The organism is Caballeronia novacaledonica, from assembly GCF_900258035.1.
In the GTDB taxonomy this organism is placed as follows: Bacteria; Pseudomonadota; Gammaproteobacteria; order Burkholderiales; family Burkholderiaceae; genus Caballeronia; species Caballeronia novacaledonica.
Genome location: NZ_OGTP01000028.1, coordinates 41,207 through 55,121, shown reverse-complemented (window position 1 = coordinate 55,121; position 13,915 = coordinate 41,207). Strand labels below are relative to the sequence as shown.

The following is a 13,915-nucleotide window of genomic DNA, read 5'->3' as shown; positions in this document are numbered from 1 at the left end:
AGTTGCGCGCGAGCGGCAGGTTCATCTTTGATCGCCCCAAAGATCGTCAGCCGCGCGGATTGCCAGCAAGTAGCCGTTCGCGCCAGCCCCGCAGATCACCGCGGTCGCCGCCACCGAGATTGTCGAGTGACGGTATTCCTCGGAGCGCCGGTGAATGTTCGTGATATGCACTTCCACCACCGGCCGGCCGATCAGCTTGACCGCGTCGAGCACCGGGATCCGCCCGAACGAAAAGCCGGCCGGGTTGATAATCAGCGCCGCGTCCTGCAAAAACGCTTCCTGAATCCAGTCGATCAGCTGGCTTTCGCTGTTGGTCTGACGAAACACGCAATCGAACTTGAGCTCTTCGGCCAGCGCGAGACAGTTCTGTTCGATGTCCTTCAGCGTCGTATGACCGTAGATGTGCGGCTCCCGTGCGCCCAGCATGTTCAGGTTGGAGCCATTGAGGATATACAGTTTGCGAGTCATGGTTTCAATGTGTAGCGCTACGTTCGAGGGCCGTATCTTTGGTTTCCCGCGACGTCGCGATCATGAGGAAGGAGAGCAGGTTCAGCGAGCCGCACACGGCGACGATCGCCCACGGTGAGCCATGAAAGGCATTGAGCAGCGCCACGGCGACGATCGGCATCGGCCCGCCGGTGAGCAGGTTGGCGCCCGAGTACGACAGTGCGGACCCCGTGTAGCGCGCTTCGGTCGGGAAGGATTCGGCGAACCACACCGGCTGGATGCCGCTCTGGAATTGCGTGAAGCCGAGGAAGGCGCCCATCACGGCCATCGTCATGGCGGTCGAGTGCTGGTTGAGGATCGGAAAGTAGATCAGGCAGCAGACCAGCGTGCAGAACGAGCCGATCATCAACGCGCCTTTACGCCCGATCCGGTCGCTCAGATAGCCGCCTGCCAGCGCGCCCGCGATGGCGCAGACATTGGCGACCATCAGCAGCATGAAGCCGGTCTGTTTGGGCACGCCGAGGTTCTTCGTCAGATAGCTGAGCGAGAACACCACGATCAGGTAGAACAGCGCAGCCGGGCCGCAGAAGAACAGCGTCAGGCGCAGCGCGGTGCGCCAGTGAAACTTGAAAACGACGCCGAGCGGATTCGCGGCGCGCGCACCTTCGCCTTTCTTCTTGAGCGCCTCGAAGGCCGGCGTCTCGCTCACCTTCATGCGGATATAGATGCCCAGCAGCACGAGCACGAAACTCGCGAGGAACGGGATTCTCCATCCGAACGATTCGAAGTCGTCGGCCGAAAGCAGGCCGGACAGCGCAAAGAGCGCGAAATTGGCGAGGATCTGGCTGAGCGGCGAGCAAATGCCGAGCAGCCCCGAATACAGCCCGCGCTTCGTCGCGGACGCGTGTTCGACCGCCATCAGTTGCGCGCCCGTCGATTCCCCGCCGAGCGCGAAACCCTGAACGATGCGCAGCGAGACCAGCAACGTCGGCGCGAGTATGCCGACCTGCTGGTAAGTGGGCAGCAGCCCCATCAGGAACGACGACGCGCCCATCACCGAAACCGTGACGAGCATCAGGTTGCGGCGTCCCCAGCGATCGCCGAGCATGCCGCAGATCACCGCGCCGAGCGGACGCGCGGCCAGCCCCGCCCAGAAGCTCGCCAGCGACGCGAGCAGCGAGGCGGTCGGATCGAGCGACGGGAAAAACAGCTTCGGAAAGATCGTGGCTGCGACCACGCCGTACAGCGCGAAGTCGAACCATTCCAGCGCCGTGCCGACGGTAGCGCCCGCCACCGCGCGACGCGCCATCAGGTGAGCCTGTGCGGATCGTTCGCCCGCGGCAATGTTTGGGTCAGCGATGACTGACATGATGTCTCCTGGTTTCCGGTATGTTGCAACGTTCGCTTCTGGCGGCGAACAGGTGCTATTGTTTGCGCTGCAAAAGCGCCGCGTTCCGCACCGGAACTGCGTTTCATATCACGAAAATCAACACGCGATGTCGCTCAAGAACGGCCTGAGAGTGCTCGATTTCCTCGCGTCGCAGGGCGAAGGCGCGGGGCTGGTTGAGATCGCGGAGGCGCTCGGCATGCCGCGCAGTTCGTGCCATCGCGTGCTCGGCGAACTCGTCGAAAGCGGTTATGTGAGGCAACTGACCGATCACAGCCGCTACATCCTGACCATGCGCATGACGTCGAACGGTCTGGAGTTTCTGAGCCTGACCGGTATCGCGGATATCGCTCAGCCGATCATCGAACGCGTCGCGGCGCGCACCGGGGAGCTGGCGCGGCTGTCGCTGGTGGACGGTGAAGCGATCATCTGGGTGGGGAAGGCGGACGGGCAGCGCACCGGCTTTCGTTACGATCCCGACATGGGGCAGGCAGCACGGCTGTCCTGCACGTCGACCGGACACGCATGGCTCATGACGATGTCCGACGAACAAGCGGCGGCGCTCGTCCTGAAGCAGGGCTTCGGCCAGCCGAACGAATTCGGCCCCAACGCGCCGACGACGCTGAAAGCACTTCTGGGTTTCCTGCACGCCGCGCGTGTGCGCGGCTACGCGATGATCGACGAGGTCTTCGCGCCGCGCATGTCGGCGGTCGCGACGCCCGTGGTCAGCGGCTCGCGTTGCGTCGGCGTGATCAGCCTGGCGGGTCCGCGCGTGCGGCTGACGGTCGAGAAGATTCACGAGCATTCGGCGCTGCTGCGCGAGGCAGCCAATGAACTGGCGCAGTTGAGCAACATGGCTGGATTTCCCACCCGGCCACCGCTCGGCAAAGGATGAGCAGGGGCGAGCACGAAGCTCGAACGGCGATCTTCGGCAGCCGGCCACCCGCGCCCAACTCAGTGGTGCGAGCGGCTCGCGTTTTGATTCGCCGAATTCAACTGGAACCTTGGGATGAAAGCACGCCTTCGGAGTCGTCGGGAATCAGACGCCGATCCGGCGTCGAGGTCCGCTGCACTTCCCATCCCTTCAGCCACAACTCGAGCTTTGCAGGCGGCAACGGCCGGCTCAGGTGATAGCCTTGCGCCAGATCACAGCGCAATGCCTTGAGCCGCAGCATCAATTCCTCGTCTTCGACGCCTTCGGCCACCACTTTCAGTCCCATGTTATGGCCGAGGTCGATCGTCGAGCGAACGATAGTTTCGTCATCCTTATGATTCACCATACCCAACACGAAGGACTTGTCGATCTTGAGTTCATCCACCGGCATGCGCTTCAAATACGACAGTGACGAATATCCCGTGCCGAAATCATCGATCGACAGGCGAATTCCCAACGCATGCAGACGATCGAGTGTTTCTATCGCGTGATTCGGGTCGTCCATGATCGCGCTTTCGGTGATCTCGATCCAGATGTACTCCGGCGACACGCCGTGCTTGTCGAGCAGCGTCTGGAACGTTTCCGGCAACGTCGACTGAATGAGCTCGCGCGCCGACACGTTCACGGACACGGCCAGATCGATGCCGTGCGCATGCCATTCGGCGCACTGCGCGATGGCCTTGTCCGCGACCCAGCGCGAAATCGCCTTGATGTAACCCGTCTGTTCCGCGAACGGAATGAACTGGTCCGGCGCTACGAAACCGCGCGTCGGATGATCCCAGCGCACCAGCGCCTCGACATATTTCACGCGATGCGTTTCGAGATCGACCTTCGGCTGATAGTAGAGCGTGAGCTGATCGTGCTCGACGGCCTGGCGCAACTCGCTCATCAACGAGAGACGCTCGGCGCTGTTCTGGTCGTGCTTTTCGTCGTAGAGCGCGAAACCGAGATTCGATCGCTTCGCCACGTACATCGCGATGTCCGCGCGGCGCAACAGCACATTCATATCGGTGCCGTTGTCGGGGAACGTGACGATGCCGATGCTCGCGCCCACGTCGACGAGCTGGCCTTCGATCGTGATCGGCTGCTCGAGCGCGCGCAGCATGCGCGTGGCAATGAGACGCGCCCCTTCGAGATTGTCGGTAGGAAGCAGCACGGCGAATTCGTCGCCGCCGAGACGCGCGACCGTATCGGTCTGCCGCTGCAGCACCGAACGCAAACGCTGGGCGACCTCGCGCAGCAACATGTCGCCGATCGGGTGCCCGAGCGTGTCGTTCACGTATTTGAAGCGGTCGAGATCCATCATCATCACGGCAAGCGGCGTGCCGCCGCGCATCGCCGATGCGATGGCATGTTGCAGACGATCGCTGAAGAGCGCACGGTTCGGCAGACCCGTCAGGCGATCCATATACGCGAGTTCGGTGATGCGCTGCTCGCGCTCCTGGATGCCTTCCTGCATCTGATTGAAGGCCTGCGCGAGCTGACCTATTTCGTCATGCTGACGAATTTCAATCGGCTCGACATAGTCGCCCTGGCCGATGCGTTTCGAAAACTGCGCGAGCGCCGCAATGGGCCGCGTGACCGAACGCGCCGTAAACACGCTGCCGATCGCGGACACGATCACGCCAAGAATCGTGATGAGCAGGAGCGCCGACTGCAGCCGGCGATACGGTTCGAGCGCTTCATTCAGCGATCGCTCGAGCAGGACCGCGACCGTGCGCCCTTCCGAATGCAGTCGCACAACACGCGTAACGAAGCCTGCATCGGCGAGTTGCCCCTGATCGTTCAGCGAGGCGCGCTGTGCATCGGGAAGCGAGCTTGCGAGCACGCCCCATTTGCCGTCGCGATCGAACGTGACGAAGGACACATCAAGCGACGTGAGCATGCTCATCTCGCGTGCGAGCGCATCGTCGATGACGAAGCCCATCACGACCCACGCGATCGTGATGGGCGCCTTCACCGGCACCGCGACGAGCTGATACGCATGTCCGCCGATCATCCCGAACGACGATGCGTCGCCCTTGCGCGCGACAGTCCTGATGAGGTTAGGAAATGGAAACTCGGTGCCGTCATGGCCGGCGTCGTGGCTGTCCGCGATCAGCTTGCCGTCGAGATCGACGAGCATGACGATGTCCGCGTGAATGCGGTCGCCGTGATTCTTGAGCGCAGACGCGACCGTCTTGCTGTCATGCGTGGCGACCGCCTGACGGAAACCGAAGTCCGCCGCCGCGACGCTTGCCGCCTGCGTCAGTTGTTCGCTGTTGCTGCGCAGCACTTGCCCGAACACACGTTCGGCGACGGTGAGTTGCTCCTCGGCCCCGCGATATGCGTTCTTCACAATCACCGAGTTGATGACCAGATAGGCGGCAGCCTGCGCGACAAGCAGCAGGACAATGAAAACGAGCGCGATGCGCGCACGCAGGCTATGAAGGAACATGGCGATGGGTTCTGTGAGTTCCTCGTTGAGTTCCTATTCGGGAGCCTTCAGTTGAAGCGTGAACTTCGCGGCGCTGTCGGCGTGCGCGGCGATCTTTTGCGTGGGCTGCGCGTTCGGGTCCGTCAAGCGAAAATGCCACGCGACGACCTTGTACGAATCGGCAGGCAAAGCCGCGATCGTCGCCGCGCCGTTGGCATCGGTCTTGGCGAAGTAGGGCGTATCCACGATCAGCAGGTACGCGACCATCGTGTCGTGAATATTGCAACCCATCACGACCAGACCCGGCTTGTCGAAAATCACCGGGTTCGCGGGAATGCCGTGGTAAAGGTTCAACTCGAAGCGCTTGGCTGGCGAAAACGAATAGACGTCGTGCTCGATGTTGTCCTTGTTCGGGAACGTCACCGACGCGCCCGTCTGCACGACGGAAACCATCGGCACGAAGCGGCGCTTGATCTGATCGATCATCGCGGGGACGGGTTTCGCCGCGGGGAGCTTGCCGCCCACCGGCACGGCATAGACGATGGCGTCCTGCACCGGCGCGCCGGCCTGATCGACGACCTGCACGCTGACGTTGGCCGCATGCGCGAACGTTGCCGTCAATGCAAAGGCCACGAGGAAAGGATAAAGAATGCGCATGACTATTGGGTTCTTCGAATGGGTTCTTACGGACGATCCTGAATGTCGCGGTACAAAGGCGCGAGCTTCGCAAGGAGCTGGTTCTGCGCGCGGAACGGCACGCCGTTCTTGTCCATCGCCAGTTGCAGATCCTCGACGAGCGCGTTGAACGCAGCCCGGTCGATGGCGTGGCCTTCGTGCGCGCGTTTCATCGAGCGTCCGGTGTAGGTGCACGGGCCGTCGAGCGCGACGCAGAACTGCTCGACCAGAAGCACCTTGATACGCTTGACCGGCGCGTCCTCGAAATACGGCGCAGTACGCGGGTCGGAAAGCACGTTGTCGTACATGTCGTTGACGATCTTCGTCAGACCTTCCTTCTCGCCGAACTGCTGGTACAGCGTTTCGTCGGCATGGGCCTTGAAGTCCGCGCACGACGCAAGCATGAGGACCGCGAGCGCGGCATAGCAAATCTTCTTCATGATCAGAATCCTGCCTGCAGCGAGGCGTAAATGCCCCGCTGATTCTTGACGGTCGCGATGTCGCCGAGCGAGACGTACGCGAGCGTCAGCGAGACATGCTTGTTCGGCGCCCAGGCGACGAACGCGTCGTAGGCGGCCTGTTCGCGCGCGAAGGACAGGTTGTTCGGCTTCATGCGATATTCGGCGCCGATCGCGACGCTCTTCGATACCAGATACGCCACCGACGATTCGAACTCCGGCTTGTACGCGTTAGACCTGTCGCCGCCGAAACCGAGAAGGCCGAACTGGTTTGCCTTGGTGAAACGCAGCGTGCCGTTCAGCAAGAGACTTTGCGCGAGCAGCAGCTTGGTCGCGGAAATATAGAAGTCGGTGCCGGAGTTGCTGGCCGCGCCGACCGCTTTCACGATGTCTCCCTGTTCGTTGTGCTTGAACTGGATGCCCACGGCGAGCTGCGGAATCCAGGTGTCCTGATCGAGCACCGCGTCCCCGAGCACGCGCACTTTCACGCCGAAGATGTCCTGATTGAACTTGAAGTTCTCGCCCAGTCCGAGCTGCGCGCCGACATCGCGCGTGTCGAAGGTCTGTCGCGCGAGGGACAATTCGACGCGATTCGCGACGCCCACCGTCACGCCATACGTGCCGAGTGCGTAGTCCTGCGTGTGGATGTAGGTGCCGTGGACATCCGCGCCCATTTGCTGCGCGGTGCCGTAGCCACCGATCACAGCCCACGGGGTGAGGCCGCCGCCGGCCGCGCCTTCAACTTCCGATACGCCGCCGGTGAGCAGCAGCTTGCCGCCCGTCGGAGGCACGGCGGGCGGTTCATCGGCGGATGCGCCGGAGGGAAATGAGACGAGCACAGCCGAAACGATGCCGGCGAGGCTCGCGGTCAGGCGATTCAAACGCATTGCAGTGAACAGTCTCAGGTAGCGGTTTCCGTGGTCACGTGTTTCCTGGCGCGGCGATTCCCGCGCCGGGACGGCGGCATGCCCGCAGCACGCGCCCCTGCGTTTGTATACGGCAGATTCGGAACTTACTTGACGGTCGTTCGCTACGCGAAGGGCGTTGCGGCCTGAGATGCGTCGATTCGAAACATAAAGTCGCAAACGTTTGCTCGCGCGTCGATTCCGTTCATGAACGACCCGCGCATCATTGCAACGCCTGCTGCGGTTTGCACGCGACGGCATCCGGAAGCCGATAACTCCGATCGACCACGGACTCGCCCGGGCGATAGATACGCATCAGGAAATTCCAGCCCTCGGTGGTGTCCAGCCGATTGGCCACGTTTCCACATTGGGCCTCGGAACCGAAATGCGCGGTGACGGTACCGTCCGGGTTGGGCCTGGCATTGATTCCGTTGAGTATGCTGTTCGCGCTCTTCATGTATCCGTCTGCGCCGTACACGGTAATGGACCAGAACGCCTTGTTCTCGGGAATCGAATACGTGGCGCAATAACATTGATCGGCTGATTGTCCGCCGTTGTAGTTGATGTACACGGCGTCGCGCGTCGGAAACAGTCCCCAGGCGCCGGCCGCGGCGAGATGGCGGATGCGCTCGTCAGCTTTGCCGCGCGGCGCCATCGAGCCGTCGGGATACTGTTTGAATTTCGCGAACTCGCGGTTGTAGCGCTCGGTGAGTGCGTTCAACGATTTCGTATCCCATTTGGGCTTGGGAAACGGGTCCGCGCGCTGTGCGTTGATGACGAAGCCGTCCTGCAGGGCGTTGACCAGCGCAATGTCGGCAGGATCATCGGGGTGCAGCAACTGGATTCGCACCGCGAGGAACAGATACTTCGTGTCTCGCGGCAGCTTATGGACGCCCGGCGTGTAGATGACGCCCGGACTGTAGTGATCGTTGTCGATCATCAGCACCGAAAAATAGCGGCCGGGCGGCATATCGGGGACCGTCAGCGTGGCGCCTTTCGACGTATCCACGACCGCGCCGGAATAAAGCGTGTCCTTGTTCATCCGGACCACCGACTGCTTGTCCAGCGGCGTGATACTCCGGTAGTGATAGAAGCGGTTCACGCCGCCCGCGAGCTGCGAGACGTTGTAGAAGGTACGGTCCGTCTCTGCGCGAATATAAGTCGACCGTGTCACGACGGTCCCGGTGGCGGCCGGACTCGATCCGACATGAAACGCCATGACGAGCATAAACAGCATCACCGGCACGAAACGTCGGGCAATCATCGGCGGCACTCCTGGTTGCGAACCACGCTGCCCGCGGATCAAACAGGATCCGACAGCCCAGCGAGAATCCACGAACGAAAATAGCATTGTTATGGTGTTGTCGCTGGCGCGGCCTCGCCTCCCGGCCCGCTCGATAAACAGCCGTTCTGAGTGCGGCATTCTGTTCTAATCGTCATGTTGGCGTCGAGCGCGCTCGCACGAAAGGCGATCCGGTTGCACGGGCCTGGCTTTGTCGAGTGCTTGTCCAAGGCCACTGAAATGGCCGCCCCGAAATCGGTCACGGGGATCGATACGTTTCGGAACACAATGAAATTTCAACATCTACGCTGCTTCATCCATGTTGCCGAGAAGGGCAGCATGCGTGCGGCATCTGAACATCTGGGGCTGTCCGCGACTGCCGTCAGCCTCGCGCTGCGCGAACTCGAGCGGCATACGGGCGCGCCGCTTTTCTCGCGTCAGCCGCAGGGCGTGCTGTTGACTTACGCAGGGCGCCGGTTGCTCGCCCACGCCCGGCTGATCCTCGCGCAGGTCGAACGTGCCGAAGAAGAGATCGAGCAGATACAGGGGCTGACCGGCGGCGCGGTGACGATCGGCGTGACGCCGTGGGTATCGCAGACCATCCTGCCGAGCGCGCTCGGCGAATTCCAGCGTATGCGCGCGGACGTGCGGCTCGATGTGACCGAAGCCATCGGCACCTCGCACGAAGGGCTGCGCGACGGCTCGCTCGACTTCTCCATCGGTCTCGCCGCGCCGAAGGTGCTCGCCGCCAGCTTCGTCTCGCGCGATCTGTTCAGTTGCGGCCTCGCCATCGTCGCGCGCATCGGCCATCCGCTGGAGAGAGCGACCTCGCTGCGCGACCTGGAAGGCCAGAACTGGGTCATGACGATGCGCGAAGATGCGCATGAGCAGCGCCACAGCACCATGCTCAAACGATATGGCGTGGCGCTGGCGGCGAGCCAGGTTCACTATGCGCGTTCCACGCTCGTTTCCATCGCGATGATGGAAGGCAGCGACATGCTCACGGTATGTCCGTGGCCGCTCGTCGAGTCGCCGCTGATGCGCTCACGGATGATCGCGCTTCCGATTCAGGACGAACTGCCCGAAATGACGACGAGCCTCATCATGCGGCGCGGCGACACGCCCAGCACGGCGGCGCAATTGATGATCGAATGCTTCATCGAAGCCGCGAAGGCCTGTCGGCAAAGCGCGGAGCCGTCCATCAGGCGGATGATGAGTTCGGTCGAATTCGTCGGGACGGAGTAACCGGCGCGTGGGTGTAAAGCAAAACTTGACGCCAAATTGTTTCGTTGGCTAGGAGCCGGAGAGACGCCGCTCTACGATCGTGACAACGGTTTGACGCCGCACACGGCGCGAATCCTCTCGACTACCTGTCACGGGGCGAAAATGGCAACACAAGCGGCAAGGCAAGACACGACTTCAGGCCCGTCGATCGATACCCGCGCCCGTCGCCGCGCGATCGTGTCCTCGGTCATCGGAAACGGCCTCGAATGGTTCGATTTCGGCATCTACAGCAGTTTCTCGATCATCATCTCGCGGCTCATGTTCCCGCCGCAAAGCGGCACGGCGACGATGCTGGTCGCCTTCGCATCGTTCGGCCTCGCGTTCATCGTGCGGCCGGTCGGCGGCGTGCTGATGGGCATCTATGCCGATCGCGCCGGACGCAAGGCCGCGCTCTCGGCGATCATCATGATGATGTCGGTCGGCACGTTGCTGATCGGAATCACGCCGTCGTTCGCGAGCATCGGCATCGCGGCGTCGGTGATCGTCGTCGGTGCGCGCATGTTGCAGGGATTCTCGGCCGGCGGCGAGTTCGCGAGCGCCACCGCCATGCTGCTCGAATACGCGCCGCGTGGACGGCGCAACCTGATCGGCAGCTTTCAGGCCTGTTCCCAGGCGCTTTCGTTCGCGCTCGGCGGCGCGGTCGCGTATCTGCTGCTGCACAATCTCACGCCCGCTTCGCTCGATAGCTGGGGCTGGCGTTTGCCGTTCCTCTTCGGCGCGCTGATCGGGCCGGTCGGCTACTACATTCGTTCGCGCGTCGATGAATCGCCCGAATTCGTCGCGCTGATCGAACAGCGCCGCCATGTGCGCGCCGAGCGTCTCTCGCTGCTCCAGATCGTGCAGCGTTTTCCGCGCGAACTGCTCGGCACGCTCGGGATCGTCGCCGTGTGCACGACTTCGTCGTATGTCGGGCTCATCTACATTCCGCTCTTCGCCGGCGGCCAGCTCGGGCTCGATCCGAGCGCGGGACAACTCGGCATGCTCGCCGGGGCGCTGGTCCTGCTCGTGATGTGTCCGTTCACCGGCATGCTCGCGGATCGTTACGGACGCCGCCGCGTGATGGCGCCCGCGATGCTCGCCTACGGCGTGCTGGCCTGGCCGCTGCTCGCATCGCTCGTCAATGCGCCGAGCACGATGAACCTGATCCGCTTCGAACTGGTCAGCGCGATGCTCATGAGCTTCTTCTGGGGGCCGTCCGCCGCGGCGCTGGCCGAAGCCTTTCCGGTGCAGATCCGCTCGACGGGCATGGCGATCGTCTACAACGTCGGCGCGATGTGCTTCGGCGGACTCGCGCCGCTCATCAACGCGTGGCTGACGCGCGTTACCGGAGACCGGCTCGCGCCGGCGTGGTACATCGCCGCGAGCGTGGTGCTCGGCACGCTCGGCGTGCTGGCGATGACGCAGCGACGCGCGGACATCCACGAGGCGCAGCAGCACGCCTGAGCGCCGCGTCCGGCTCATCCATTCGTTTCTCTGCAAACAACTCGGCGGCGTCATGGCCGCCCGATGCGGGCGCGCCTGCGCCCGCGATTCCGAACGCCCTCGATCAAAACACCGGAGACCGTTTCTGTGAGACGTCATATCGCAGCACTGCTTTTAATGTCCGGCATCGCGCATCAGGTGCACGCGCAGTCGTCGGTGACGCTGTTCGGCAGCATCGACAACGGCATCACCTATGTCAATAACTACGGCGGCCATTCGGTCGTGAAAATGCAGGATGGCGTCAATAAGGCCAACGCCCTCGGCTTTCTGGGATCGGAGGATCTCGGCGGCGGCATGCGCGCTTTCTTCAAGCTCGAAAACGGCTTCAATGCGAACACGGGCGCGCTCGGACAGGGCGGCCTGATGTTCGGCAAACAGGCCTATGTGGGCCTCGGTCAGCGAACCCTGGGCGAGATCACGCTGGGCCGGCAGTACGACTTCACGGTGCTGCTCGAACGCTATCTGCCTTGCCTGAACTGCGGCCTGTACGGCGTGCAGAACGCGGACTTCGATCGCGTGTCGGGCGAGCGCCTGAACAATTCGGTGCAGTATTCGACGCCCGTCGTCGCGGGTTTCAAGGCGGGCGCGATGTACGCGTTCGGGCAGAACGCCGGCGCGTCGTCGACGAATCTCGGCCGCGCGATCAGCGCGAACGTGCAATACAGCTACGGTCCGTTTTCGGCGGCCGTCGTGCTCACCGACATCAATCAGGCGCCGACCTTCGCCGGCCTGCTCGGAGCACCGACGGTGCTGGGCCAGCGCGTGACGCCGACCGCGCTGTTGTTCGTCGACAAGCAGCGCATCCTCGGCGTCGGCGTGTCCTATGCGTTCGCCAGCGTGAACGCGCTCGCGCTCTACACGAACACGCGTCTCGAACTGGCGGGCCGCGCATCGACCGATCAGGTGCTGCATGTCGGCGGCGACTGGCACGTGCGCCCCGATATCGTGCTCGCGGCGAAGCTCTCCTTCGACCGCTTCGAGGCGTCGCGCTGGTACACGGCGACGGCGGGCCTCGACTATCTGCTCTCGAAACGCACGGACGTCTATATCGATCTGGACGCGCAAAAGGCGAGCGGCGCGGGCACGGTGGCGTCGATCGCGCTGACCGCGCCTTCGTCGACCAACCGGCAATTCGTGTCGCGCATCGGCGTCCGGCATCTTTTCTGATGTGCGGCTTCTGTTTCATTGAGGACTTCAACGATGGGAAACATGCAAGAAGGTATCGAGACCGCGACACTGCCGGCGGACATCTGGCGCTGGCACGCGTGGCAGGTGGCGACTGCGATCGCCAATGGCGCGATCTCGAGCCGCGAGGCGGTGACGAGCTGCCTGCAGCGCATCGACGCCGTGAATCCGCACATCAACGCGCTGACGCACGTCAGTCGCGAAGCGGCTTTGCGCGCGGCGGACGAAGCCGATGCGCTGCGTGCCGCAGGCGTGCCGCTCGGTCCGCTTCACGGTGTGCCGGTGACGATCAAGTGCAACGTCGATGTGACGGGCGAGCCGACCACGCACGGCGTCGTCGCGAAGCGCGATCTGATCGCGCAGACGCATAGCCCGGTCACGGCGAACCTGCTCGATGCGGGCGCGGTGATCGTCGGCCGCACGAACACGCCCGCATTCTCGATGCGCTGGTTCACGGAGAACGCGCTGCACGGCCGCACGCTCAATCCGTGGCGCGACGACATCACGCCGGGCGGATCGTCGGGCGGCGCGTCGGCGGCGGTGGCGGCGGGCATGTGTCCGGTCGCGCACGGCAACGATCTCGCGGGTTCGGTGCGCTATCCGGCGTATGCATGCGGGGTCGCCGGACTGCGCCCCACGGCGGGGCGCGTTCCGTCGTACACGCCGAGTTCGGGCGAGCTGCGCACGTTTGCCGCGCAGTTCTACGCGGTGCAGGGGCCGATCGCGCGTTCGGTGCGCGACGTGCAACTGAGCCTCGAAGCGATGTCGGCGCGAGATACGCGCGACCCGAACTGGGTGCCCGCGCCGCTGACGGGTCCCGCGATCGACGGCCCGATGCGTGTGGCCCTGGTCGATACGATCGAAGGCGTGCCGATATCGCCCGAAGTGTGCGACGCGCTGCGGCGCGCGGCGCGCTGGCTCGAAGAAGCCGGCTACGTGGTCGAGCCCGCGTCGCCGCCCGACATGCGCGAAGGCTTCGACATCTGGATGACGATCGCGATGACCGAAATAGAGACCGGATTCGCGCAGACCGTCGACGAATACGGCGACGACGGCGCGCGCGATGCGCTGCGATCGATGCTGGCCCGCTTTGGCGGACAGACATCGCTCGAACGCTACATTCAGGGCTTCGCGCGGCGCGACCGCCTGCGCCGCCGCTGGAACGCGTTCCTCGAACGCTATCCGCTCGTGCTGATGCCGACCTCGCTCGAACTGCCGTTCACGTGGGGCATGGACCGGGAAGGACCGGAGACCATGTCGCGCATTCTCGATGCGCAACTGCCGCTCAAGCTGATCGCCGCGCTGAACCTGCCGGGCCTGAGCGTGCCGACCGGATTGCATGATGGCGTGCCGGTGGGCGTGCAGCTCGTGTCGGGCGCGTTTCGCGAAGACCTGTGCCTGGCGGCGGGCGAGGCGATCGAGCAGCGGGCGCGCATGCCCTTCGCGTTCTGAGAGCCGGC

12 protein-coding genes are annotated in these 13,915 nt (G+C 63.5%); 5 read left to right on the top strand and 7 right to left on the bottom strand.

The window, feature by feature from the left end; all coding sequences use genetic code 11:
- Positions 1–21: 21 nt before the first annotated feature.
- Both NOV72_RS27660 and NOV72_RS27655 read right to left on the bottom strand, forming a co-directional pair.
- Positions 22–468 carry a type II 3-dehydroquinate dehydratase gene (locus NOV72_RS27660; RefSeq protein ID WP_106857714.1) on the bottom strand — a complete coding sequence of 149 codons (447 nt, stop codon included), beginning with the start codon at positions 466–468 and terminating at the stop codon, positions 22–24.
- Positions 469–472: 4 nt separating this feature from the next.
- A complete protein-coding gene (locus tag NOV72_RS27655) occupies positions 473–1,756 on the bottom strand; it encodes an MFS transporter (protein ID WP_106857713.1) in 1,284 nt (427 codons plus the stop codon).
- A 187-nt stretch (positions 1,757–1,943) separates the two neighbouring features.
- On the opposite strand from NOV72_RS27655, the gene NOV72_RS27650 reads away from it, so the two are divergent.
- Positions 1,944–2,729 (top strand): IclR family transcriptional regulator, encoded by a 786-nt coding sequence (locus NOV72_RS27650; RefSeq protein ID WP_106857733.1) that lies wholly within the window; start codon positions 1,944–1,946, stop codon positions 2,727–2,729.
- A 97-nt stretch (positions 2,730–2,826) separates the two neighbouring features.
- Here the strand turns inward: NOV72_RS27650 and NOV72_RS27645 are convergent, their stop codons facing one another.
- From NOV72_RS27645 to NOV72_RS27625, 5 genes are all read right to left on the bottom strand, one after another.
- Positions 2,827–5,205 (bottom strand): putative bifunctional diguanylate cyclase/phosphodiesterase, encoded by a 2,379-nt coding sequence (locus NOV72_RS27645; RefSeq protein WP_106857712.1) that lies wholly within the window; start codon positions 5,203–5,205, stop codon positions 2,827–2,829.
- Between the two features lie 33 nt (positions 5,206–5,238).
- Positions 5,239–5,841 (bottom strand): methylamine utilization protein, encoded by a 603-nt coding sequence (locus NOV72_RS27640; protein ID WP_106857711.1) that lies wholly within the window; start codon positions 5,839–5,841, stop codon positions 5,239–5,241.
- Between the two features lie 26 nt (positions 5,842–5,867).
- Positions 5,868–6,299 carry a group I truncated hemoglobin gene (locus NOV72_RS27635; RefSeq protein WP_106857710.1) on the bottom strand — a complete coding sequence of 144 codons (432 nt, stop codon included), beginning with the start codon at positions 6,297–6,299 and terminating at the stop codon, positions 5,868–5,870.
- Positions 6,300–6,301: 2 nt separating this feature from the next.
- Positions 6,302–7,204 carry a DUF3034 family protein gene (locus NOV72_RS27630; protein ID WP_106857709.1) on the bottom strand — a complete coding sequence of 301 codons (903 nt, stop codon included), beginning with the start codon at positions 7,202–7,204 and terminating at the stop codon, positions 6,302–6,304.
- A 241-nt stretch (positions 7,205–7,445) separates the two neighbouring features.
- Positions 7,446–8,486 carry a DUF1254 domain-containing protein gene (locus NOV72_RS27625; RefSeq protein ID WP_216858897.1) on the bottom strand — a complete coding sequence of 347 codons (1,041 nt, stop codon included), beginning with the start codon at positions 8,484–8,486 and terminating at the stop codon, positions 7,446–7,448.
- 174 nt (positions 8,487–8,660) lie between these two features.
- Between NOV72_RS27625 and NOV72_RS27620 the strand changes: the two genes are divergently transcribed.
- The 4 genes from NOV72_RS27620 to NOV72_RS27605 all read left to right on the top strand — a co-directional run bounded on the left by NOV72_RS27620 (position 8,661) and on the right by NOV72_RS27605 (position 13,907).
- On the top strand, positions 8,661–9,749 hold the full coding sequence (locus tag NOV72_RS27620) for a LysR family transcriptional regulator (RefSeq protein WP_342753439.1): 1,089 nt from the start codon (positions 8,661–8,663) through the stop codon (positions 9,747–9,749).
- 216 nt (positions 9,750–9,965) lie between these two features.
- Positions 9,966–11,231 (top strand): MFS transporter, encoded by a 1,266-nt coding sequence (locus tag NOV72_RS27615; protein WP_245933180.1) that lies wholly within the window; start codon positions 9,966–9,968, stop codon positions 11,229–11,231.
- 63 nt (positions 11,232–11,294) lie between these two features.
- On the top strand, positions 11,295–12,437 hold the full coding sequence (locus tag NOV72_RS27610; RefSeq protein WP_106857706.1) for a porin: 1,143 nt from the start codon (positions 11,295–11,297) through the stop codon (positions 12,435–12,437).
- 42 nt (positions 12,438–12,479) lie between these two features.
- A complete protein-coding gene (locus NOV72_RS27605) occupies positions 12,480–13,907 on the top strand; it encodes an amidase family protein (RefSeq protein ID WP_106857731.1) in 1,428 nt (475 codons plus the stop codon).
- Positions 13,908–13,915 lie beyond the last annotated feature (8 nt).